The 21,359-nt window shown below is 70.2% G+C and carries 21 protein-coding genes; 10 read left to right on the forward strand and 11 right to left on the reverse strand.

The features are described 5' to 3' along the window. The first annotated feature begins 97 nt into the window (after window positions 1-97). The 5 genes from F0P95_RS14705 (at window position 98) to F0P95_RS14725 (ending at window position 2,471) form a co-directional block, all read left to right on the forward strand. Window positions 98-589 (forward strand): hypothetical protein, encoded by a 492-nt coding sequence (locus F0P95_RS14705; protein ID WP_054666869.1) that lies wholly within the window; start codon window positions 98-100, stop codon window positions 587-589. Window positions 590-695: 106 nt separating this feature from the next. After that, the gene (locus tag F0P95_RS14710) at window positions 696-1,034 is read left to right on the forward strand and encodes a tRNA-binding protein (RefSeq protein WP_182334847.1); all 339 of its coding nucleotides are present in this window, start codon (window positions 696-698) and stop codon (window positions 1,032-1,034) included. Between the two features lie 18 nt (window positions 1,035-1,052). Then, the gene (locus tag F0P95_RS14715; protein ID WP_104939223.1) at window positions 1,053-1,304 is read left to right on the forward strand and encodes a DUF6868 family protein; all 252 of its coding nucleotides are present in this window, start codon (window positions 1,053-1,055) and stop codon (window positions 1,302-1,304) included. Window positions 1,305-1,350: 46 nt separating this feature from the next. Next, window positions 1,351-1,830 carry an iron chaperone gene (locus F0P95_RS14720; protein ID WP_182334848.1) on the forward strand — a complete coding sequence of 160 codons (480 nt, stop codon included), beginning with the start codon at window positions 1,351-1,353 and terminating at the stop codon, window positions 1,828-1,830. A 65-nt stretch (window positions 1,831-1,895) separates the two neighbouring features. Further along, a complete protein-coding gene (locus tag F0P95_RS14725; RefSeq protein ID WP_182334849.1) occupies window positions 1,896-2,471 on the forward strand; it encodes a TMEM175 family protein in 576 nt (191 codons plus the stop codon). A 94-nt stretch (window positions 2,472-2,565) separates the two neighbouring features. Here the strand turns inward: F0P95_RS14725 and F0P95_RS14730 are convergent, their stop codons facing one another. From F0P95_RS14730 to F0P95_RS14745, 4 genes are all read right to left on the reverse strand, one after another. Then, window positions 2,566-4,380, reverse strand: a complete 1,815-nt coding sequence (locus F0P95_RS14730; protein WP_182334850.1) for an ATP-binding response regulator — start codon at window positions 4,378-4,380, stop codon at window positions 2,566-2,568. Beyond that, the gene (locus F0P95_RS14735) at window positions 4,373-4,999 is read right to left on the reverse strand and encodes a LuxR C-terminal-related transcriptional regulator (RefSeq protein ID WP_198422007.1); all 627 of its coding nucleotides are present in this window, start codon (window positions 4,997-4,999) and stop codon (window positions 4,373-4,375) included. The genes F0P95_RS14730 and F0P95_RS14735 overlap by 8 nt, the downstream gene beginning before the upstream one ends. 167 nt (window positions 5,000-5,166) lie before the next feature. Beyond that, a complete protein-coding gene (locus F0P95_RS14740) occupies window positions 5,167-5,844 on the reverse strand; it encodes a hypothetical protein (RefSeq protein ID WP_182334851.1) in 678 nt (225 codons plus the stop codon). A gap of 59 nt (window positions 5,845-5,903) precedes the next feature. After that, window positions 5,904-7,079, reverse strand: a complete 1,176-nt coding sequence (locus F0P95_RS14745; protein WP_182334852.1) for a hypothetical protein — start codon at window positions 7,077-7,079, stop codon at window positions 5,904-5,906. Between the two features lie 234 nt (window positions 7,080-7,313). On the opposite strand from F0P95_RS14745, the gene F0P95_RS14750 reads away from it, so the two are divergent. Further along, window positions 7,314-7,667 (forward strand): hypothetical protein, encoded by a 354-nt coding sequence (locus F0P95_RS14750; protein ID WP_198422008.1) that lies wholly within the window; start codon window positions 7,314-7,316, stop codon window positions 7,665-7,667. A gap of 132 nt (window positions 7,668-7,799) precedes the next feature. On the opposite strand, the gene F0P95_RS14755 is transcribed toward F0P95_RS14750, so the two are convergent. Together F0P95_RS14755 and F0P95_RS14760 are read right to left on the reverse strand one after the other, a co-directional pair. After that, entirely contained in the window at window positions 7,800-9,632 is a 1,833-nt protein-coding gene (locus F0P95_RS14755) for an ABC transporter ATP-binding protein (RefSeq protein ID WP_182334853.1), read from the reverse strand. Window positions 9,633-9,895: 263 nt separating this feature from the next. Then, entirely contained in the window at window positions 9,896-11,440 is a 1,545-nt protein-coding gene (locus F0P95_RS14760) for a serine hydrolase (RefSeq protein ID WP_232529121.1), read from the reverse strand. Window positions 11,441-11,573: 133 nt separating this feature from the next. Here F0P95_RS14760 and F0P95_RS14765 point away from each other — a divergent pair, with 133 nt between their 5' ends. From F0P95_RS14765 to F0P95_RS14775, 3 genes are all read left to right on the forward strand, one after another. Then, window positions 11,574-12,005 (forward strand): VOC family protein, encoded by a 432-nt coding sequence (locus F0P95_RS14765; protein WP_182334855.1) that lies wholly within the window; start codon window positions 11,574-11,576, stop codon window positions 12,003-12,005. Window positions 12,006-12,067: 62 nt separating this feature from the next. Beyond that, window positions 12,068-12,901 (forward strand): DUF72 domain-containing protein, encoded by an 834-nt coding sequence (locus F0P95_RS14770; RefSeq protein ID WP_182334856.1) that lies wholly within the window; start codon window positions 12,068-12,070, stop codon window positions 12,899-12,901. Between the two features lie 46 nt (window positions 12,902-12,947). After that, window positions 12,948-13,871, forward strand: a complete 924-nt coding sequence (locus tag F0P95_RS14775) for a DMT family transporter (protein WP_182334857.1) — start codon at window positions 12,948-12,950, stop codon at window positions 13,869-13,871. Between the two features lie 6 nt (window positions 13,872-13,877). On the opposite strand, the gene F0P95_RS14780 is transcribed toward F0P95_RS14775, so the two are convergent. From F0P95_RS14780 to F0P95_RS14795, 4 genes are all read right to left on the reverse strand, one after another. Continuing rightward, on the reverse strand, window positions 13,878-14,942 hold the full coding sequence (locus F0P95_RS14780; RefSeq protein ID WP_182334858.1) for a GGDEF domain-containing protein: 1,065 nt from the start codon (window positions 14,940-14,942) through the stop codon (window positions 13,878-13,880). 90 nt (window positions 14,943-15,032) lie between these two features. After that, window positions 15,033-15,755 carry a pseudouridine synthase gene (locus tag F0P95_RS14785; RefSeq protein ID WP_182334859.1) on the reverse strand — a complete coding sequence of 241 codons (723 nt, stop codon included), beginning with the start codon at window positions 15,753-15,755 and terminating at the stop codon, window positions 15,033-15,035. Window positions 15,756-15,762: 7 nt separating this feature from the next. Further along, complete coding sequence (locus tag F0P95_RS14790) at window positions 15,763-17,406, reverse strand: GGDEF domain-containing protein (protein ID WP_182337025.1); 1,644 nt, start codon at window positions 17,404-17,406, stop codon at window positions 15,763-15,765. A 182-nt stretch (window positions 17,407-17,588) separates the two neighbouring features. After that, window positions 17,589-19,511 carry a DEAD/DEAH box helicase gene (locus F0P95_RS14795; RefSeq protein ID WP_182334860.1) on the reverse strand — a complete coding sequence of 641 codons (1,923 nt, stop codon included), beginning with the start codon at window positions 19,509-19,511 and terminating at the stop codon, window positions 17,589-17,591. Between the two features lie 340 nt (window positions 19,512-19,851). Here F0P95_RS14795 and F0P95_RS14800 point away from each other — a divergent pair, with 340 nt between their 5' ends. After that, entirely contained in the window at window positions 19,852-20,064 is a 213-nt protein-coding gene (locus F0P95_RS14800; protein WP_054666903.1) for an RNA-binding S4 domain-containing protein, read from the forward strand. Window positions 20,065-20,080: 16 nt separating this feature from the next. On the opposite strand, the gene ubiM is transcribed toward F0P95_RS14800, so the two are convergent. Next, complete coding sequence (gene ubiM / locus F0P95_RS14805; protein ID WP_182334861.1) at window positions 20,081-21,262, reverse strand: 5-demethoxyubiquinol-8 5-hydroxylase UbiM; 1,182 nt, start codon at window positions 21,260-21,262, stop codon at window positions 20,081-20,083. Window positions 21,263-21,359 lie beyond the last annotated feature (97 nt).

The raw sequence follows: 21,359 nt of genomic DNA on the forward strand, positions 1-21,359 counted from the left end.
TCGCCGGCAGGTCCCGCTTGCGCAACGCCGCGTTCACGCAGGCCGGTGCCGCGCCGGGGCATGATCGGCTCCAGTCCCCCTGTCTCCAGGAGATCGCATGAACGTGATGCTTGCCGCGCTGTTGTCCGCCGCCCTGGCCACCGCACCCGCGCCCGCATCCGCCGCGGCGCCGGCCGACTCGCCGCTGGTGGGCCAGTGGCTCCTGGACGTGGACAGCCTGCCGATGCCGCCGGAAGCGCGCCCGAAGCGCGTGGACCTGGTGTTCGCCGCCACGCCCGACGGCCGCTGGAACGAACGCGTCCGGATCGTCGGCCAGGACGACAAGATCATGCACGCCGAATCCACCCTGTCGCTGGACGGCACCCCCGGCCGCGCGTCGGGCACGTACTGGGTCGATGTGCTGGCCGCCAAGATGCCGGCGCCGAACGTGCTGGTCATGCAGTTCGTCTACGAAGGCATACCGCGCTCGACGCGGGTGTATTCGGTCAGTGCGGACGGCAACGTCATGACCGAGACGGAGTCCTACTTCAAGGACGGCACGCCGGTACTGCGGACGGCGTTGTTCAAGCGCGCCGGGCGTACCCGCTGACCGCGCCCGCCGCCCTGCCCCGGACGCGAACCGCCCCGGTGGTGGCGCGGTTGACGCCCGCCCGCGCCGGCGCTATTGATCGGCACTCATCCTGCCGGCGCACGCCATGCAAACGATCGACTGGGACGACTTCAGCAAGGTGGAACTGCGCGTGGGCCGCATCGTGGCCGCCGAGCCGTTCGCCAAGGCGCGCCGGCCGGCGTACATCCTGCAGGTCGATTTCGGCCCGGAGATCGGCATCCGCAAGTCCAGCGCCCAGATCACCGACCTGTATGCGCCCGAGGCGCTGGTCGGCAAGCAGGTGGTGGCGGTGGTGAACTTCCCGCCCAAGCAGATCGGCCCGCTGATGTCCGAATGCCTGGTCACCGGCTTCCACAATGCCCACGGCCAGGTATCGCTGTGCGTGCCCGAGCACGATGTCCCGCTCGGCACCCGCCTGCTGTAACACCCTTCGGAGAACCCCATGGACAGCGATTTCCTGTGCCGATTCCTGCTGTGGTCGCTGGCGTTCAACTACGCCGTCCTGCTGGCCTGGTTCCTTGCCTTCGTGACCGCGCGCGACGCGCTGCGGCGGCTGCATGGCCGCTGGTTCGCGCTGCCCGATGCCAGCTTCGATGCCATCCATTACGGCGGCATGGCCGCGTACAAGATCGGCATCCTGCTGTTCAATCTCGCCCCGCTGGCGGCGCTGTGGCTGGCGCGCCGCGGCGGCTGATCCGGCGCCTTCGCCGGCCTCCGTCGCTTTCCTGCCGAGGACGCCCATGACCCGCACCACCACCGACAGGACCAGCGCGCGCGGCAGAACGGCCGCGGCCAGGCGCGCCGCCGGCTTCACCGCCGAAGAACAGGCGGCGATGAAAGCACGGGCGCGGGAGCTCAAGGCCGAGGCCCGCGCCCAGCGCAGCAGCGCCGACGGCGAGGCCGAGCTGCTGGCCCGGATCGACGAGATGCCCGCGGCCGAACGCGACATGGCGCGCCGCATCCATGCGCTGGTCATGGCCACCGCACCGGGCCTGCAGCCGCGCACCTGGTACGGCATGCCGGCGTGGGCGAAGGACGGCAAAGTGCTGTGCTTCTTCCAGGGCGCGGGCAAATTCAAGACCCGCTACGCCACCTTCGGCTTCAGCGACCAGGCGCAGTTGGACGAGGGCGGGCTGTGGCCGACGGCCTTCGCCATCCACCGGTTCGGCGATGCCGAGGCCACCACGCTGACCGCACTGGTGCGCCGGGCCGCCGGCTGAACCGGCACCGGTGCCACCTCATCCGCAGCAGAGCCACCCAACACCGCAATCCACGGGGACAACGCATGGGCAAGGGACGTCTTGAAGCCTTCAGTGACGGCGTACTGGCGATCATCATCACCATCATGGTGCTGGAAATGAAAGCGCCGGAGGGCGCCACGCTCGACGCGCTGCTGCCGCTGGCGCCGTCGTTGCTGAGCTACGTGCTCAGCTTCATCTACGTGGGCATCTACTGGAACAACCACCATCACCTGCTGCAGGCCTGCAGGCGCGTCACCGGCAGCGTGCTGTGGGCCAACCTGCACCTGCTGTTCTGGTTGTCGCTGCTGTCCTTTGCGACCCGCTGGATGGGCAACAACCACCTGGCGCCGCTGCCGTCGGTGGCCTATGGCCTGGTCCTGCTGGCCTCGGCCATCGCCTACTGGCTGCTGCAGCGGCGCATCATCGCCGCCGATGGCAGCGCGTCGGTGCTGCGGCACGCGCTGGGCGGCGACTGGAAGGGCAAGCTCTCGCCGCTGCTCTACCTTGCCGGGATCGGCGCCACCCTGGCCGATGCGCGGCTCGGCCAGGCGCTGTACGCGCTGGTCGCGCTGCTGTGGCTGATTCCGGACCGGCGCATCGAGCACGAACTGGAGCACTAGCCGTGTAAACCCGGCATGCCGTGCCGCCGCGGCCAGCATCCACGGCGCTGGCCTGGACGCTGGCACCCGCCGCGCGACTGCAACCGGCGCCTGCTCAGGTGCGCGCCGGCGGCGGCAGCCAGCATCCCAGCACCGCCTGCAGCTCCGCCGTCTCCACCGGCTTGCGCAGCACCAGATACCCCTGCTCCTGGGCGTGGGCCAACTCGGCCGAATCCAGTTCGCCGCTGATCATGGCGCCGTTCGCTCCCGGCACGCGCTGGAGCAGTTCGCACAGCAGTTCGAAGCCGCTCTCGCCCGAACGCAGGCGCTGGTCGCAGAACACGACATCGGGCCTGAAGCCCGATTCGATCAGGTGCAGCGCCTGTCCCCCCGATTCGACGCAGGTGGCCTGCAGGCCCCAGGACTGCATCAGGATCTGCCAGGCGCTGCGCACCAGCGGGTCGTCATCGACCACGAGGCACGCACCCGACCATTGCGGGACCGCATCGCGGATGGCCGGATCGACCGGCCGGGCGATGGCCGCGAGCGCCGCCGGCCCACCCGCATCGGGGTGGATCCAGAAACACGAACCCTTGCCTTCGCGGGACCGGAAGCCGTGCTTCGCGCCCATCATGACGCAGCATCGGGCGACCACCGCCAGCCCCAGCCCGTGGCCGGCACTGTCGATGTCCCAGGCATGGGCGTTGCGGAAGAACGGCGAGAAGATGGCGTTGCCATCGCGCATCGCGATGCCGATGCCGGTGTCCCAGACTTCGCAGCGCCAACTGCCACCGCGGCGGCGGAGGGCCAGCAGGATGCCGCCCCGGCGCGTGTAGCGCAGCGCGTTGTGCAGCAGGTTGTTCAATGCCTGGCGCAGGAGTGTTGCGTCGGCGATGGCGATCGCCTCCCCCGGGGGGAGGTGCACGCGCAGCGCCAGCCCGCGATCGCGCGCCTCCTCGCGGAAAACCGCCGCGACATGGGCGATCATCGCGGCCAGGTCCACGGCCTCGCTGCGGACCTGCACGCGGCCGCTTTCGATCCGCGACAGGTCGAGCAGCGCGTCGAACATCTGCGTGGCCGAGTGCACGCTTTCGCGCAGGTCGGCCAGGGCGGTATCCAGCGCACGGTCGCGGTTGCTGCGCGAAATCGACGCCACCAGGAAGCCCATGGCATGTACCGGCTGGCGCAGGTCGTGGCTGGCCGTGGTCAGGAACAGGTTCTTGTCGTACAGCGCCTTTTCGGCCTGCTCCTTGGCCTGGCGGAAGTCCTCGGCCAGGCGCGCGGCCTCCTCCTGCAGCACCACGTTCTGCACGAAGAAGCGCAGGGAGATGGCCGAATGCCTGAGGATCGTGAGGATGTAGATCAGCGCCAATGGCATCACGTAATACCCGTGCCCCGGAAAGCTGTAGGGCACCAGCAGGGTCAGGCTTCCCCAGCCGGACAGGAAGAAGCAGCGGAAGACCGACAGCACCGGCGAGGCATGCACCGAATTGCTGGCCACGATCGCCGCGATCGTCACCAGGTAGAGCAACTGGAATTCGAACGTGGCGTGCGCGGCCGTCAGCAACGGCGGCACGGCCATGCTGGCGCCATAAACCAGCGCCACCCCATGGATCAACGGCGACCAGCGGCGCAGTACCGCATCGGCGGCATCCCGTGCGCAGGCGCGCTGGTAGCGCCGGTACAGCCAGCGGACGACCCAGAAGCCAACGAAATACCACGCCGACCACAGCACCAGCCCGAACGGGTCCTGCCCGAGCCGCGCATACCAGGCAATGAAGGGCAGGCTGACCACCACCATCGCCCCGAATCCGTAATTGATCCGGGCGAACGCCACCTCCAGCAGGCCTACCCGGCGTGCGGGGCTGATATCGGCGTAGCCGGGGGCCCTGTCGGTGGCGGGCGGCCGCGCCGGGCCCTGCTCAGACATCGATCCGCTTCCCGCTCAGCCGGGTTATCAGTTCGATGCGGTTGCGCGCGCCCAGTCGCTCCAGGATGCCGCTCACATGCTCCTTGACCGTCTGTTCGCTGAGCGACAGCTGCTGCGCCACGCGCTTGTTCGGCAAGCCCTTGAGCATCAGCGCCAGCACCTCCCCCTGGCGTGGGGTCAGGCCCAGCTCGGCCGGGCTCAGCGGCAGGCTGCGTGCCTCATCGTTCGCCTGCGCGGCAAGCGGAGCATCGTCGAACCATGCGTCGCCGCGCAGCACCGCGCTCACCGCCCGGGCGAACACCGCGGGCTCGGCATGCTTGGGCACGAAACCATCGACCGCCAGCCGGTGCACCTTGTCGCGGATCGCCGGGTCGCCGTCACCACTGATCACCAGCAGGCGCATGCCCGGATACTCGGCGCGAAGCCGCGCCAGCATCGGCAGTGCGGTGCCTTCCGGCAGCCAGAAATCCACCAGGGCCAGGCTCGGCACCTCGACCTGCGCCAGGTGCGTCCACAGGCCATCGGCGTGGCAGATCGCCTCGGCGCGCGCGAACCCGCAATGCGTGCGCAGATAGTCGGCAATGCCGCGCGCGACCAGCGGATGGTCGTCCACGATCACGGCCGAGCGTTCATTCCTTAACATCATCGCGATGCCGGTGCGACCGGGCGAAGGCCGGGATTCACGTGCGGTGCCCGGGTCGTGCGCTTGCCAGCCATCTTTGCGTCCCCCTTGCCGCGACAGCGGCGGTCCGGGCCACCCGCCGTGGTGCCAGCGGGCCACACCGACTACCCATGCCCGCCCCCGCCGGCCAGGCACCGCTTCAGTTCATCGCGTGCCTTGAGTCCGTCGTGCCATGCGATGTCGGCAATCGACGTGCCCTGGTAAATCACCTCGAAATGCCAGTCATCCCGCATCCCCGCCAGCAGCGCTTCGATGCTCGGCACGGCAAACAGCAGCATCGGCGGCGCATTTGCGCCTGCCTTGGTGTAGATGGCGTTCAAGGTAGCCGGCTGCAGATTACCCTGCTTCAGGGTCACGCGCACCGGCGTGCCGCTGCCGAGCCGGGGAAAGGCGTGCTCGCTGCCCAGCGGCGAAAAGCCCAGCAGCGCGCCGCCGTAGCCCCCGCCCGGGCCGAACAGGGTCACTACCATTCCGTCGTTGATGCCGTCGACCCGTTCACGCTTGACCCGCTTGCCGCGCAGGAACGAAGCCGCACAGTATTCGCCCGGGCGGGCACCCGAGCGGGCCTGCATGAACTCCCACCAGCCAGCGATGACTTTCTCCCGGTAGCGGATCGCTTCTTCCTTGTTCGATTCGAGGACGTCCCCGGAATTGATCTCTGCCCGCCGGGTTTCCATCATCGATCCCAGGACGTCGAACGATGCGCCGTCCACGCCGGATGCGGCCCCGCACGGCACGCTCGCCAGCGACAGTCCCGCGGCCAGCAGCATGTTCCTGATCATCGCCATCCTCCTTCGTCCGTTGTCGTGCGTTGCCGCATCCGCCGCCATGGCGAGGGCGCTCAAGGACCGGCCGCATGGCGCGCCAGCGCCTCGCACATGCTGCGGGTGCGCCCCAGTCCAGCGCCTTCGTAGTCGGACCGGACCAGGATGTCGTCCACGCGCCATTGCCCCTGTGCATCGCGCCGGGTCCGGAACTCCACGAAACACATCGCAAAGCCGCCGGCATCGCCGCCCACCACGCCCTGGCTGCCGTAGGCCGTCACCGCGTCCCGCTCCCAGGTGCGGGTGTAGCGCAGGAAACGGGTTTCGCCGGCCTCGTCGAACTGCGGGTTGCCCATGAGCGCGACGATGTCCTGCTCGGGCCGGCCTTTCCAGATGGCGATCAGGCTGGATTCCAGCGGCGTCAGCTTGCGGCCATCGGGCCCTCTGCCGCCGGCGCCCGCGGCCTGCGTGTCGGCCCGCATCCGTGCCTGCAGCTGCGCGATGCCCTGCCCCAGGTCGGCCTGGATCGACGCGGTGCCCGCTTCCAGTTCCCGCTGCTTCTGCTTCAGTTTCTGCATCGCGGCCTGGCGATCGGCCTCGGACAGCGGCGTGGCCCACTTGCCGCTCGGGTCGGGGCGCTTGCCGGCGAGGACCTTCTCCCACCAGAAATTCTCCCAGGCAAATTCCAGGAATTCGGACGGCAGCGTCTCCGCGATCAACGGCATGTCCACCGGCAGGCCCAGCGCGACGACGCGCTTGCCGAACTCGCCGGCATCGAACGTGCCGCCGGCCTTGATGGCGGCATGCAGGGCGTGGTCGAAGGCGATGTGATTGCAGGCAATCGCACCAGCCCGGGAGAGCGCAGGGGCGGCGGACGTGTTCCAGCCGGTGGCGGCGACCGGCTCGGTTTTCAGGTCCGCGCGCCTCAGTTGGTAGCTGCCGGGCCCGATGCGGAAGGTGACCGCATCGCCGGCACGCACCCGCGGCGTGTTTTCCCTCGCGCGCGCGCCGGCCTTGTCCATCGGGAAGGCGCCGGGGCACTGGAACTGCAGTTTCATGTGCACGAATTCGGGCTTGTCCGCACTCTCGTACACGGCCGTCACATCGATCTCGCGGACCTCGGTCGCGCCCCCGACCTCGGTCGGTGGTGTGCGATTGGCGATGACCCGGACATCGGCGAAGTAGGCGATGCGGTCATCCACGGCGCCCGCGTACTGCAGCACCACGGAAAAGGCCCGCACCTCCGGCGGCAACAGCGCCAGCGCGGCAACGAGCGGCATCCACAACCAGCGTGTGGCGATCATTCGCGAATCCGGATCCGGCCAATGACGGGAGCGCGCGTGGCCGTCGGCAACCGCCAGGCGCGGGCAATTATGCGTAGCCGCCCCGCCCTGGGCGGAACCCTACCGCAGTAGGGTTGAACCGCTCCGGCTGCGCTGGACATCCTTCGTCTCCTTTCAAAAACCGCTTGGAAAAGGAGCTCCACGATGAATAAACCGATTGCCCTGGCCACGGCGGCCATCCTCGCTGCGCTGACATCGGCCTGCGCCTCGTTCTCGGTCACCGACGATGCCATCGAGCGCAACACCGCCCAGGCGCTCGGGCTGGCCAAAGGCACGTTCACTGTCACCGATCGCAGCAACGACGGGGTCAAGGCGAGCTACATGGTCAGGACCGACAGCGGAAAACAGTACTCCTGCTACGTCACCGGCGGGGTATCGCAACTGGGCCGCGCGGTGTCCGACGCGATCTGCTCCGAGCTCGGCAAAGGCGGCACCATCGGCAAGCCCGCGGCTGGCGGTGCGTGCAATGCGCTGCTGAAGGCGGCAGGCAAGTGCTGAAGTAGCGCGCGGCACAGCCGCATCGGTCGCAGTGCACTGCGGCCATGTGCGCCGCAAACGGCAACCGGCGGCACGCCGCCGGCATCCTGCCCGGGGGAGCCGCACCCGCCCCCCCCGGCACCGGGCGCGGACTCACTCCTCCGCGGCGACGAAGCCCCCGGTCTGGCGCGCCCACAGCCGCGCGTACAGGCCGTTGGCGGCGAGCAGTCCGGCATGGGTGCCGGTCTCGACGATGCGCCCCTGGTCCATCACCACCAGCCGGTCCATGCGCGCGATGGTGGACAGGCGGTGGGCGATGGCGATCACCGTCTTGCCGCCCATCAGTTCGTCCAGGCTGTCCTGGATCGCGGCCTCCACTTCCGAATCCAGCGCCGAGGTCGCCTCGTCCAGCACCAGGATCGGCGCGTCCTTGAGCAGCACCCGGGCGATGGCGATGCGCTGGCGCTGGCCGCCGGAGAGCTTCACCCCGCGCTCGCCGACATGGGCGTCGTAGCCGCTGCGGCCCTCGCTGTCGCGCAGTTCGGCGATGAAGTCGTCGGCACGCGCCTTGGCGACGGCCGCACGCAGCTGCGCCTCGCTGGCATCGGGACGGCCATAGAGCAGGTTGTCGCGGATCGAGCGGTGCAGCAGCGAGGTGTCCTGGGTGACCACGCCCACCTGCGCGCGCAGCGAGTCCTGCTGCACCGTGGCGATATCGACCCCGTCGACGAGGATGCGGCCGCGCTCGACGTCATGGAAGCGCAGCAGCAGGTTGACCAGCGTGGACTTGCCCGCACCGGAACGCCCGACCAGCCCGATCTTCTCGCCGGCGCGCACGTGCAGGTCCAGGCCCTCGATCACCCCGTGGTTCTTGCCGTAGTGGAACGACACGCCTTCGAAGCGGATATCCCCCCGCACATGCGCCAGCGCCGGCGCGCCGGGCGCGTCGTCCACCGTCGGCGGCAGCGAGATCGAATTGATGCCGTCGTGCACGGTGCCGATGTTCTCGAACAGCGCCGACAACTCCCACATGATCCATTGCGACATGCCCAGCATGCGCAGCACCAGCGCCACCGCCACCGCCACCGAACCGGCGCTCACCGAGCCGCCGTGCCACAGCCACAGGCCCAGCGCCACCACCGAGAACAGCAACAGCATGTTCAGCGCGTACAGCAGCGAATAGATGCGCGTGGCCAGCCGCATCTGCGGGTGCACCTTGTCCAGGAAGCCGGCCATCGCCTCGCGCGCATAGGCCTGTTCGCGCCGCGAATGCGAGAACAGCTTGACCGTGGCGATGTTGGTGTAGCTGTCCACGATGCGCCCGGTCATCTCCGAGCGCGCATCGGCCTGCTCGCGCGAGATGCGCTCCATGCGCGGCACGAAGTGCCACATCAGCAGCGCATAGCCGACCATCCAGCCCACGAACGGCAGCATCATCCGCCAGTCCGCGGCGCCGGCCACCGCCAGCGTGCCGACGAAGAACACCAGCACGTAGTTGCCGATGTCGAACAGCTTGACCACCGTCTCGCGCACTGCCAGCGAGGTCTGCATCAGCTTGGTGGCGATGCGCCCGGCGAACTCGTCCTGGAAATACCCCATCGACTGCCGCAGCAGGTAGCGGTGCACGCTCCAGCGGATCCGCATCGGGAAGTTGCCGAGCAGGGTCTGGTGCTGCACCAGCGAGTTGAGCAGCACCAGCAGCGGCAGCGCGGCCAGCACCAGCAGCCCCATCCACAACAGGCGCCGGCCTTCGGCATCGAGGAAAGTGGCCGGGGTGCTGGCGCCGAGGCGGTCCACCAGCGCGCCGACGTAGGCATACAGCGCCAGCTCGGCCACCGCGATGCCGGCCGTGGTCAGCGCCATCAGCACCAGCCACTTCTCGGCACCGCGGGTGTAGTGGCGGCAGAAGGCGTAGAGCCCGCGCGGCGGCTGCGCCGGCGGATCGGACGGGAACGGGTCGAGGCGGGATTCGAACCAGCGGAACATGGAGACGGGCCTGCGAACGGACAGTGGCGCGCATTGTCGCGTATACGCGCGACCGGAGTGGACGTCGATACGGGAGGGCACCGCGCATGCCCTCGCCCGGCCCCGGCTCCATCGCATGCGGCGATCACGTCGCGTGCGACAGGCACGGCGGGGCAGCGCGACGCCGGCTGGCATGACCACGCGTTGGCGGCGCCCGGGCCGCTCCCCGGTCCGCGCGGCCGCGGCCGCCGGTCGCACCGGGCGTGCCGCGTCCACGCGAACGGTCAGTCCTTCACCGGCACCAGCAGCAGGTCCTGGAAGTCGAAGCTGAAATCGGTCAGCGACGACACCGCCTGCATGCGTACTTCGCGCACCTTGCCGTCGGGATCGAGATTGAAATTGACGAAGGCGTCGGCGTTGAGCGAGCGGTTGTCCCAGCGCACGATGAAGGTGTCGTGCTGCCAGTGCTCGAGGCGGCCGACCAGGTCGGCGGTGGCACCGAAGCGCAGCCGCAGCGCACCGCCCTTGTGCTCCAGGTACACATCGCCGTACCACGCATCGCGGTAGGTACCGGCGTAGCCGGACAGCGGCAGCGAAGGCCGGCTCCGGGCGTCGCGCGCGGCCACGTGCTTCTGCCAGCCCGCGTCGGCGTTGTCCTGCGCCTTGGCCACGCTGGCGGCGTAGGCGGCCACCCAGTCATGCGCGGGCGCGCCCAGCATCGCGTCGAGCACGCTCATGGTGATGGCGTTGAACGCCGCGCCGGATTCCTGGTTGGTCAGCACCACCACGCCCAGCTTCTGGTCGGGCACCAGGGTCAGCCGCGACACCTGCCCCGGCCAGCCGCCGGTGTGCCATACCAGCTTCTGGCCGCGGTAGTCGCTCAGGCTCCAGCCTTCGCCGTAGCCGGCGAAGTTGGGTCTGGCCGGGGCCAGTTCCGGCACCGACGGCGCGGCCACCACCTGCGGGATCTGCATCTGCCACATCTGCTGCTGGGTCTTCTCCGAGAACAGCGGCGAACCATCGGCCAGGCGGCCGCCGGCCAGCTGCACGTTCATCCACAGCGCCAGGTCGTGCACGCTGGAATAGAGGCCGCCGGCGCCGGCGTTGTTGGACCAGGTCAGCGGCGCCACCGGGCGCAGGTCCTTGAAGTCGAACTTGGCATGGCCGATGGCGGCCGTGTCGCCGGGCTTGAGGTGGTCGGCGTTGTAGCGGGTGCCGGCCATGCCCACCTTGTCGAAGATGCGCTGCTGCAGGAAGTCGGCATAGGACAGGCCGGACACCTTCTCGATCACCTGCTGGGCGACCGCGTAGAGGATGTTGTCGTAGGCGTAGCGGTCGCGGAAGCCGTTCTTCAGCGGCACGTGCGCCAGCCGCGCCACCACTTCGGCGTTGCTGTAGCGGGTGGTCGGCCAGAACAGCAGGTCGCCAGCCCCCAGGCTCAGCCCGCTGCGGTGCGAGAGCAGGTCGCGGATGCGCATCTCTCCGGTGACGTAGGGGTCGGACATGCGGAAACCGGGCAGGTGGTCGACCACCCGGTCGCTCATTTTCAACCGGCCTTCCTCCGCCAGCAGGTTCAGCGAGGTCGCGGTGAACGCCTTGGTGTTGGAGGCGATCGCGAACAGCGTATCGGCCTGCACCGGCTCGGGCCTGCCGATCTCGCGCAGGCCCCAGCCGCGCTCCAGCACCACCTTGCCGTCCTTGACCACCGCCACCGCCACGCCCGGCACGTCGAACTGCTGCCGCACCCGCTCCACCGTGGCATCGAGTTGCTGCAGTTCCGCCGGCATCGCCGCCTCCTGTGCGTCCGCCACCTGTGCCGCCACGCCCATCGCGAGCACCAGCCCGCTGCCCAGCCACTTGTTCAATGCGTTCTCCCTCGGGATCGATACCGGCATGCCGGCCTTCTCGCGATGGTAACGCGGCCACCGCCACCCTCGCCTTCCACGCCACCGGAGCCGCGCCATGGAGCTTGCCGCCACGACCACCGCCACCATCGTGCCCTGCCTGCGCTACCGCGACGCACCGGCGGCAATCGACTGGCTGTGCCGCGCCTTCGGCTTCCAGCGCCATGCCGTCTACCAGGACGGCAGCACCGTCCACCATGCGCAGCTGGTGTTCGGCAACGGCATGGTGATGCTGGGTTCGGTGCAGCCCGGCGCCTGGGGCAGCCACATGATCCAGCCCGATGAGGTGGGCGGCATGGAGACCCAGAGCGCATGCGTGATCGTGAGGGACGCCGATGCCCATTACGCGCGCGCGACCGCGGCCGGCGCGGAGATCGTCATCGACATCGCCGACCAGGATTACGGCGGCCGCGGCTACGCCTGCCGCGACCCGGAAGGCCACCTGTGGTGGTTCGGCAGCTACGACCCCTGGGCCGCGGCCACGGCATAGGCCGGCGCCGGCGGCGCGTGCCGATAGAATCGGCGCGATGACGCCCCCGGACCCGCATGCCCATGGATGACCTGTTCGCCGCCGCCCCCGCCCCCACCGCGCCGGGCGTGCACGTCGGCATCGGCGGATGGATCTACGCGCCGTGGCGCGGCGGCGCGTTCTATCCGGCCGGACTGGTGCAGCGGCGCGAGCTGGAGTACGCCAGCCGCCAGCTGAGCGCCATCGAGATCAACAGCACCTACTACGGCACGCAGAAGCCGGCGACCTACGCCGGCTGGCGCGACGCCACCCCGGACGGTTTCGTGTTCTCGGCCAAGGCGCCGCAACGCATCACCGGCGCCCGGCGCCTGGCCGGCACCGGCGCGCAGATCGAGGACTTCATCGCCGGCATCACCGCGCTGGGCGACCGCCTGGGGCCGCTGGTCTGGCAGTTCGAGGCCGGGCGCACGCTGGACCGCGACGACTTCGCCGCCTTCCTCGACCTGCTGCCGGCCACGCTGGACGGTCGCACGCAACGCCACGCGCTGGAGATCCGCGACCCGGCGTTCCTCGACGCCGCACTGGTGGCGCTGGCACGGCAGCGCGGCATGGCGCTGGTCTTCACCGATTCGGCCGACTACCCCAATGCCGCCGACCTGTGCGCCGACTTCGTCTACGCGCGGCTGATGCGCAGCCGCGACGACTGCGCCGCCGGCTATCCGCCGCAGGCACTGGCGCAGTGGGCGCGCCGCATCGGCGACTGGCGGCACGGCCGCGACCACCCGGACCTGCCGCACGCCAGCCCGGTCGCGGCCGCGGCGGCCCCGCGCGAGGTGTTCGTCTACTTCATCGGCGCGGCCAAGCACCGCAACCCGGCGGCGGCGCGCGAACTGCTGCGCCTGCTGGGCGGAAACTGAAGCATCGATTGCGGCGCCGGCGACGCACATCGGCGACAATCCGCCGATGTCCAATCCCGATACCCGCAAGGCCCTGCTGCAGATCCATTTCTGCGTGTTGCTGTGGGGCGTGACCGCCATCCTCGGCAAGCTCATCACCCTGCCCGCGCTGCCCCTGGTGTGGTGGCGGATGCTGCTGGTGGTGGCGATGCTGGCGCTGCTGCCGCGGGTGTGGCGCGGACTGTCCGCACTGACCCCGCGGCTGGCGCTCGGCTACTGCGGCGTCGGCGCACTGGTGGCGCTGCACTGGCTCACCTTCTACGGCGCGGTGAAGCTGGCCAACGCTTCGGTGGCCGCCACCTGCATCGCGCTGGCGCCGGTGTTCACCGCCATCGTCGAGCCGTGGATCGCACGGCGGCCGTTCCAGCCGCGCGAACTGGCCTTCGGCCTGGCGGTGCTGCCAGGCGTGGCGCTGGTGGTGGGCGGCGTACCGCACGGCATGCGCCTGGGCGTTGCGGTGGGCGCGCTGTCGGCGCTGCTGGTGGCGGTGTTCGGCTCGTTCAACAAGCGCCTGGTCAGCCATGCCGACCCATTGACCGTCACCGCGCTGGAGCTGGGCGCGGGCACCCTGACCCTGACCCTGCTGGCGCCGGCCCTGCCGCTGCTGCTGCCGGCCCTGGCCAGCAGCCCGTGGGTGCTCCCCGACCTGCACGACGCGGTACTGCTGCTGGTGCTGTCGGGGCTGTGCACGCTGCTGCCGTTCGCGCTGGCGCTGGTGGCGCTGCGCCACCTCAGCGCCTATACGGTGCAACTGGTGACCAACCTGGAGCCGGTGTATGCCATCGTGCTGGCGATGCTGTTCCTGGGCGAACAGCACGAGCTCACGCCGCTGTTCTACCTCGGCGTGGCCATCATCATCGGCGCGGTGTTCCTGCACCCGCTGCTGAACCGCGCGCGCCCAGCGCCCTCGGCCAGCGCACAGCCGGAATAGCCGCGCTTACTCCGCCACCACCACCCGGTCGCGGCCCTGTGCCTTGGCCTGGTAGAGCGCCGCGTCGGCGCGCCGCAGCATGTCCTGCGCCGACTCGCCGGGGTGCTGTGACGCCAGCCCGATGCTGACCGTGAGCGGCAGCCCCAGCGGCAGGTGCGCGACCGCCTGGCGCAGGTACTGGCACTGCAGTTCGGCCTGCGCCAGCGGCGTGCGCGGCATCAGGATCACGAATTCCTCGCCGCCATAGCGCGCGGCCATGCCGCATCCGGCGAACTGCGCCCGCAGCACCACGGCCAGCTCGACCAGCACCCTGTCGCCCTCGTTGTGGCCGTGGATGTCGTTGACCTGCTTGAAATGGTCGATGTCGACGATGGCCACGGCCGGGGGCATCCCGGTACCGCGCTCGATCGCCTCAGCCAGCGCCAGCGCCAGCGCACGCCGGTTCGGCAGCCCGGTCAGCGGATCGGTGCGGGTCTGCTCGGACAACTCCAGGTTCTGCTGCTCCAGCTGCACGTAGTACTCGGCCAGGCGTGCCTCGTACCACTCGTGCTCGCTCTGGTGGTGATCGATGCGGCGGCGCAGGCCGCGCATCTCCAGCAACCGCGCCACCTGCCGCGACAGCGCCTGCAACGCCTCGGCCTGGGGACCGGCGAGCTGGCCGGGACGCGAATCGAACACGCACAGCGTGCCCAGCGCGTAACCGTCGCTGCTCAGCAACGGCGCACCGGCATAGAAACGGATGAAAGGATCGGCGGTGACCGAGGGGTTGCCGCGGAAGCGCTCGTCCAGAAGCGCATCCTCGACCACGGTCAGGCGTGTCGGCTGCAGGATGGCGTGGGCGCAGAACGCCTCGTCGCGCGGGGTCTGTTCGCCCTCAAGTCCCTGCAGTGACTTGAACCACTGGCGCTGGCCATCGACCAGGGTCACCGCGCCCATCGAGGTACCGCAGATGGCGCGGGCGATGGTCACCAGGTCCTCGAACTCCTGCTCGCGCGGGGTATCGAGGATGCGATAGCGCTGCAACGCGGCCAGGCGCTCGGCCTCGTTGGCAGGAAGGGGCGGCTTGATCATCCGGAAACCGGACCAGTCCTTGGGCGTGACGGAAACAGCGGTGAGTCTAGCCCCACCCCGCCGCGGTCAACGCGGCGAACCGGTCACACTTCACCATTCCCGTTGCTGCGGCAGCAGGCCGCCCAGCTCCTGTTCGGTGAGATTGCGCCACTGCCCGGGCTTGAGCGCGCCCAGCTTGATGTTGTCGATGCGCACCCGGCGCAGTTGGGTGACGCGGTAGCCGAAGGCGGCGGCCATCAGCCGGATCTGCCGGTTCAGGCCCTGCTGCAGCACGATGCGGAAACCGAACTTGGCGATGCGCGTGGTGCGGCACGGCAGCGTCATCTGGTCGTGGATGCGCACGCCGCGCGCCATGCCGCGCAGGAATTCCTCGGTGACCGGCTTGTTCACCGCCACCAGGTATTCCTTCTGGTGGCCGTTCTCGGCGCGCAGGATCTGGTTGACGATGTCGCCGTTGCTGGTCATCAGGATCAGGCCCTCCGAATCCTTGTCCAGGCGGCCGATCGGGAAGATGCGCTGCTCATGGCCGACGAAGTCGACGATGTTGCCCTTGACCGCGCTCTCGGTGGTGCAGGTGATGCCGACCGGTTTGTTCAGCGCGATGTAGACATGCCTGCGACCGGTGCCCTTGTGCACCGCGCGCGCGCGCAGCGGCTGGCCATCGACGCGCACCTCGTCGCCCTCGCCGACCACCGCGCCGGTACCGGCCACGATGCCGTTGACGGTCACGCGGCGGGCGCCGATCAGGCGATCAGCCTCGCGGCGGGAACAGAAGCCGGATTCGGCGATGTGCTTGTTGAGTCGGGTCGTCATCGACCCATTATCCGCCATCGCCCGGGGTGGCGGACAGCGCGCTGGCATCGTCGCCGGCGGCGACCACGCGGTCGCGGCCACCGCGCTTGGCCTGGTACATGGCATTGTCGGCACGGCGCAGCAGCGCGGTCAGGTCGTCGCCCTGCGCGAGCATCTCCGCCAGGCCGATGCTGACCGTGACCACCAGGCCGTCGTGGCGCAGTTCGGCCGCCTGCCGCGCGATCTTCTCGCGCAACTGCTCCAGCCGCGGCAGCGCCACCTCGGCACGGGTGCCCGGCAGCAGCACCAGGAATTCCTCGCCGCCCATGCGGATCACGTCGTCGCGGTCGCGCACCGCGGCGAGCAGGGCATTGGCCACCGACACCAGCACCGCATCGCCGACCTCGTGGCCGAAGCGGTCGTTGATCTGCTTGAACAGGTCGATGTCGAGGAAGCCGATCGACAGCGGCAGGCCGTCCTTGCGCGCGCGCAGCATGTGCCGCTCGAGCTGGCGCAGGCCGGCGCGGCGGTTGGGCAGCCCGGTCAACGCATCGGTATCGGCCAGCTGGCGCATCTCGTCGCGCTGCTGGCGCAGGTTGCCGAGCCGGCGGTTGAGGCCATAGGCATACATCATCAGGAACCAGGTCACCGACAGCTGCACGGCCTCGACCCGGTACCGCACCAGTTCGCGGCTGCCGGCGATATCGGCCAGGGCCATCAGCAGCAGCGGCGCCACCGCGGCGATGCCGTCCATCGCCTGGCGGTCGCCCCGGCGCAGCGATGCGATACCGGCCACCAGCGCCAGCACGCAGACCAGGGTGAAGGCATGGTCCAGGGTGGCGGCCACCCAGGCCAGTCCGGCCCATGGCAACAGCGGCGTGACCAGTGCCAGCACCATCAGCAACTGCGCCAGGCGCCGCACCCAGGGGCGCGACCGCGGCCAGGTCTGCAGGCCGCCGCACAGGCGCCACAACACCCAGCCCATCACCCCGATGCCCAGCGCCGAAGCCGACACCATCCACCACGAGGCGAGGCTGCCCACCGGCAGCCAGGGCTCGGGATAGCCGCTCAGCCCGCTGAGCACCGCCTGCCACACCACCAGCAGGGCAGTGGCCAGCGTGTACACCAGGAAATCGCGGTCGCGGGTGGTGAGGAAGCCCATCAGCGCCGACAGCGCCAGGGCGATGGCGATGGCGATGCAGGCGGTGCGCACCAGCAGGCGCATGGTGTCGACCTGCTGCACCGGGCTGGGCGCGCCCAGCTGCAGCGTGGGAATGAAGCGTGCCTTGAGCGGCTTTTCCCAGGCCACCCGGATCGGCTCCATGTCGCCGGGCTTGGGCACCATCACCATGCCGATGCCGGCGCGGAAACGCGAGTCGCGGGTGCGCGCGTCCTGCATGTTGCCGCAGATCTGCCGGTCGCCATGGGAGATCATCACCTCGCCGGCAAACACGTTGAACACGTCCACGGCCTGGGGCGCGCCGGACCAGCCGCCGGCGGGCGCCGGGATCAGGATGCCGTCGCCCAGCCGTTCCAGCACCTCGGGCGGACAGGCGCGGATCGGCGCCTGTTCGGCGGTCGGTGCGCCGATCAGCAGGTAATCCCGGTCGGGCGTCGGGGTCTGCGCGAGGGTGGCCAGCGGCAACAGCAACAGCAGCAGCGACAGCAGCATCTGCCCCGCCAACCGCCGTGCCTGCGCCCCACGCCCCGCGATCACCATCCATTCCCCTGCGCACATCCAGATGCGTCCGCAATTATCGCATGCGGGTATTCGGCCCCTGTCACGCCACCGGTGCAGCCGGCAGCGGAGCGGACGCCGCCGCCGCGGTGGCGCCGGGCCGCGTCCGCCGGGACTCAGGCACCGCGCGGACCGCGTGGCTTGAAGCCCCCCGGGCGCCCGCCCGGAGCCCGCGGACCGCCGGGACGCCCGGCAGGCCGGGGGCCCTTGCCGAAGCGCGGCTTGGACGCCGGTGCGGCATCCTGCGCTTCGCCCGGTTCCACCCTGCGCATGCGCAGTTGCTGGCCCGACACCCATACCTTCTGCAGGTGCTGCAGGGTATCGGCCGGCATTTCCGCCGGCAGGTCGAGCACCGAGTGGTCGTCGTGGATGTCGATGCGGCCGATGTAGCGGCTCTCCAGCCCGGCCTCGTTGGCGATGGCGCCGACGATGTTGGCCGGCTTCACGCCGTGCATGTGGCCGACCTCGATGCGGTAGGTCTCCATGCCGAATTCCGGCGCGCCGCGCGGCGGCATCTCACGGCGCTGGCGCGGCTCGAAGGCGCCTTCGGCGCGCGCCGGGCGCTCGCCGTCATCCGCCTGCGGGGCACGCTCGAAGCGCGGCTCGAACCGCGCCGGGCGCTCGCCACGGTCCTCGCGGTGGCGCGGAAAGCCGCCATCGCGCGCCGGACGCTCGTTGCGCCCGGCCGGCGGCTCGCGGCGCTCGCGCACCGGCGGGGCCAGCAGGAACGGGGCATCGCCCTGCAGCAGGCGCGCCAGCGCGGCGGCGATCTCCACCGCCGGCACGTTGTGCTCGTTCTCGTAGCGCTGCACCAGGTCGCGGTAGAAATCGGTGTCGCCATCGGCCAGGGTCTGGCTGATGCGCTCCATGAACTTGGCCACGCGGTGGTCGTTGACCGCATCCACCGTCGGCAGCTGCATTTCCTCGATCGGCTGGCGGGTGGCGCGCTCGATCTGGCGCAGCATGCCCTTCTCGCGCGGGGTGACGAACAGGATCGCCTCGCCGCTGCGCCCGGCGCGACCGGTGCGGCCGATGCGGTGCACGTAGCTTTCGGTGTCGTACGGGATGTCGTAGTTCAGCACGTGGCTGATGCGCTCCACGTCCAGGCCGCGCGCGGCCACGTCGGTGGCGACGAGGATGTCCAGCTTGCCTTCCTTCAGCTGGCCGATGGTGCGCTCGCGCTGGGCCTGCTGCATGTCGCCGTTGATGGCCGCGGCGGCCAGCCCGCGCGCCTGCAGCTTCTCGGCCAGTTCCTCGGTGCCGGCCTTGGTACGCGCGAAGACGATCATCGCGTCGAACGGTTCCACTTCCAGGATCCGGGTCAGCGCATCGAGCTTGTGCATGCCGCTCACCCACCAGTAGCGCTGGCGGATGTTGGCCGAGGTGGTGGTCTTGGAGGCGATGGTCACTTCCACCGGGTCGCGCAGGTAGGTCTGCGCGATGCGGCGGATCTGCGACGGCATGGTCGCCGAGAACAGCGCGACCTGGCGGGTTTCCGGCAGCTTCTTGAGCACGGCTTCGACGTCGTCGATGAAGCCCATGCGCAGCATTTCGTCGGCCTCGTCCAGCACCAGCGTCTTCAGCTCGGACAGGTCCAGCGTGCCGCGGTCCAGGTGATCGATGACGCGGCCGGGGGTGCCGACCACCACGTGCACGCCGCGACGCAGCGCCGACAGCTGCTGGCCGTAGGGCTGGCCGCCGTACACCGGCAGCACGCGGAAGCCGGGCATCGACGCCGAATAGCTCTGGAAGGCCTCGGCGACCTGGATGGCCAGTTCGCGGGTCGGGGCCAGCACCAGCACCTGCGGTCTGGTGGCGGAAATGTCGATGTTGGACAGCACCGGCAACGCGAAGGCGCCGGTCTTGCCGGTGCCGGTCTGCGCCTGGCCGAGGACGTCGCGGCCTTGCAGCATCGCCGGGATGGTGGCGGCCTGGATCGGCGACGGCGTCTCGTAGCCGACGGCGGCCACGGCCTTCATCACAGCGTCGGACAGGCCGAGGTCTGCGAACAGCAGCGGCGCGGGGGATTCTTGGGACATGGGAACTCCGGGGGCACCGCGGCGAACGCAGCGGGCAGGAAAATGGGGCGTATTGTGCGCCTTGCGCCGGCCGCTGTCGAAATCCCCCGATGGCATCCGTTCAGCTGCCCCCCACGGCGGTGGCCGGTGGGCCTCCGTCCCCACCCCGCGCCAGCCTGCCCGCCCTCGCCCCCAGCGCCCGCACCGGGCCGGCATCGGCGCCATCCGCTGACCGCGCAGCCCGGGCCGGGTGGGCGCCACCGCCTCGCCCCGGACGGCGGCGTATCGCGGGACGGTGTCGATTGCAGCGGTTCGCGGCTGCGGCGGGCGATAATCGCCCTCTTTTCCTGCCGGCCTCCCCATGCAGACCATCGATTTCGAACTGGACCGCGAGTACGTGGAACTCAAGCAGCTGCTCAAGCTGACCGACCTGGTGGCCAGTGGCGGCGAAGCCAAGATGATCATCGGCGAAGGCCAGGTCAGCGTCGACGGCGCGGTCGAGCTGCGCAAGGCCTGCAAGATCCGCGCGGGCCAGCAGGTGGAGCTGGGCGACGTCCTGATCCGGGTGCGCTGACGCCGGCCGCGGGCGCTCAGCCCGCGGCGCGCTGGGTCAGGTGCGCGGCAATCATCTTCCTGAAGGGCGCTACCCCGTGCGCGGCCCGCAGCGCGGCGCCGCGCAGCAGCCGCGCCGGCAGGCGGCTGTCGTTGTACAGCGCGGCAATGGCGTTGGTCGCCTCGTACAGCGGCCGCGTCGCCAGCCGGTGCGCGCGCTCGTAGCGGGCCAGCACCGCCGACGCGCCGATGTCGCCGCCGCGCGCGGCCGCGGCCGCGACTTCCTTCACCAGCCGCTGCTGGCTCTGCAGCCCGAAGTTGAACCCGTGCGCGGTCACCGGGTGCATGCCCACGGCGGCATCGCCGGCCAGCGCATAGCGGTGCCCGGCGAAGCGGTGCGCGTACACGCCCACCAGCGGATAGGCATGGCGCGTGCCGACCGGCCGCATCCGCCCCAGGCGCTGCTCGAAGAAACCGGTGACGGCCTCGCCGAAGGCGGCATCGTCCATCGCCATCAGTTCCTGGATGCCCTGCGGCGGCAGCGTGATCACCGCCGAGCACTGGTCGCCCGGCAGCGGCAGCATGGCCAGGGTGCGGCCATAGCCGAACCACTCCCACGCGGTGTGCTGGTGCGGCTGCTCGTGGGCAAGCCGGCATACCAGCATCGACTTGCCGAAGTCGCGCATCTGCGCGCCGATGCCCATCATCCGCCGGGTCGCCGAGAAGCGGCTGTCGGCGGCGACCACCAGCCGCGCCGACAGGCGGCGGCCATCGTCCAGCATCACCGTGTTGGCCGCCTCGCCGGTCTCGATCGCGGTCACCCTGGCGCCATCCACCAGCTCCAGCCCGGCCTGCCCCTGCACCGCCTCCCAGGCGGCGCGGCGGATCAGGTGGTTGGGGACCAGCCAGCCCAGCGGATCGGCGTCCTCGTTGCCGGCGGCGAAGCCGAGCGCGAACGGCGAAGCGCCGTTCATGACCTTGGCGCTGCGCAGCGGCGACACCTGCGCCGGATCGATCCGCTCCCACAGCCCCAGGGTGCGCATGATCTGCCGCGAGGCATGGGTCAGCGCGATCTCGCGGCCGTCGAAGGCCGGCTCGGCCAGCGCCGCGGCCGGCTGCAGTTCCACCAGGGTCACCGACAGCCCGGTATCGGCCAGTCCGCGCGCCAGGCACAGTCCGGCCGGGCCCGCGCCCACCACCAGCACATCCACAGCAGCCATCTTCCGCCTCCGCATTCCGTGTCCGGCACAGCCTAGGGCCGGCGGCCGGCAGCGGCCTTGATCCGGATCATGTACGCCGCGGATCGTGCCGCCCCGG

It is taken from the genome of Stenotrophomonas acidaminiphila (assembly GCF_014109845.1).
GTDB classification, from domain to species: Bacteria; Pseudomonadota; Gammaproteobacteria; order Xanthomonadales; family Xanthomonadaceae; genus Stenotrophomonas; species Stenotrophomonas acidaminiphila.

Excerpts from the sequence above, each read along its gene's own strand:
- F0P95_RS14705 (WP_054666869.1), top strand. The coding sequence starts at position 98 with ATGAACGTGATGCTTGCCGCGCTGTTGTCCGCCGCCCTGGCCACCGCA.
- F0P95_RS14710 (WP_182334847.1), top strand. The coding sequence starts at position 696 with ATGCAAACGATCGACTGGGACGACTTCAGCAAGGTGGAACTGCGCGTG.
- F0P95_RS14715 (WP_104939223.1), top strand. The coding sequence starts at position 1,053 with ATGGACAGCGATTTCCTGTGCCGATTCCTGCTGTGGTCGCTGGCGTTC.
- F0P95_RS14720 (WP_182334848.1), top strand. The coding sequence starts at position 1,351 with ATGACCCGCACCACCACCGACAGGACCAGCGCGCGCGGCAGAACGGCC.
- F0P95_RS14725 (WP_182334849.1), top strand. The coding sequence starts at position 1,896 with ATGGGCAAGGGACGTCTTGAAGCCTTCAGTGACGGCGTACTGGCGATC.
- F0P95_RS14730 (WP_182334850.1), bottom strand. The coding sequence starts at position 4,380 with ATGTCTGAGCAGGGCCCGGCGCGGCCGCCCGCCACCGACAGGGCCCCC.
- F0P95_RS14740 (WP_182334851.1), bottom strand. The coding sequence starts at position 5,844 with ATGATCAGGAACATGCTGCTGGCCGCGGGACTGTCGCTGGCGAGCGTG.
- F0P95_RS14750 (WP_198422008.1), top strand. The coding sequence starts at position 7,314 with ATGAATAAACCGATTGCCCTGGCCACGGCGGCCATCCTCGCTGCGCTG.
- F0P95_RS14755 (WP_182334853.1), bottom strand. The coding sequence starts at position 9,632 with ATGTTCCGCTGGTTCGAATCCCGCCTCGACCCGTTCCCGTCCGATCCG.
- F0P95_RS14760 (WP_232529121.1), bottom strand. The coding sequence starts at position 11,440 with ATGGGCGTGGCGGCACAGGTGGCGGACGCACAGGAGGCGGCGATGCCG.
- F0P95_RS14765 (WP_182334855.1), top strand. The coding sequence starts at position 11,574 with ATGGAGCTTGCCGCCACGACCACCGCCACCATCGTGCCCTGCCTGCGC.
- F0P95_RS14770 (WP_182334856.1), top strand. The coding sequence starts at position 12,068 with ATGGATGACCTGTTCGCCGCCGCCCCCGCCCCCACCGCGCCGGGCGTG.
- F0P95_RS14775 (WP_182334857.1), top strand. The coding sequence starts at position 12,948 with ATGTCCAATCCCGATACCCGCAAGGCCCTGCTGCAGATCCATTTCTGC.
- F0P95_RS14780 (WP_182334858.1), bottom strand. The coding sequence starts at position 14,942 with ATGATCAAGCCGCCCCTTCCTGCCAACGAGGCCGAGCGCCTGGCCGCG.
- F0P95_RS14785 (WP_182334859.1), bottom strand. The coding sequence starts at position 15,755 with ATGACGACCCGACTCAACAAGCACATCGCCGAATCCGGCTTCTGTTCC.
- F0P95_RS14790 (WP_182337025.1), bottom strand. The coding sequence starts at position 17,406 with ATGCTGCTGTCGCTGCTGCTGTTGCTGTTGCCGCTGGCCACCCTCGCG.
- F0P95_RS14795 (WP_182334860.1), bottom strand. The coding sequence starts at position 19,511 with ATGTCCCAAGAATCCCCCGCGCCGCTGCTGTTCGCAGACCTCGGCCTG.
- F0P95_RS14800 (WP_054666903.1), top strand. The coding sequence starts at position 19,852 with ATGCAGACCATCGATTTCGAACTGGACCGCGAGTACGTGGAACTCAAG.
- ubiM (WP_182334861.1), bottom strand. The coding sequence starts at position 21,262 with ATGGCTGCTGTGGATGTGCTGGTGGTGGGCGCGGGCCCGGCCGGACTG.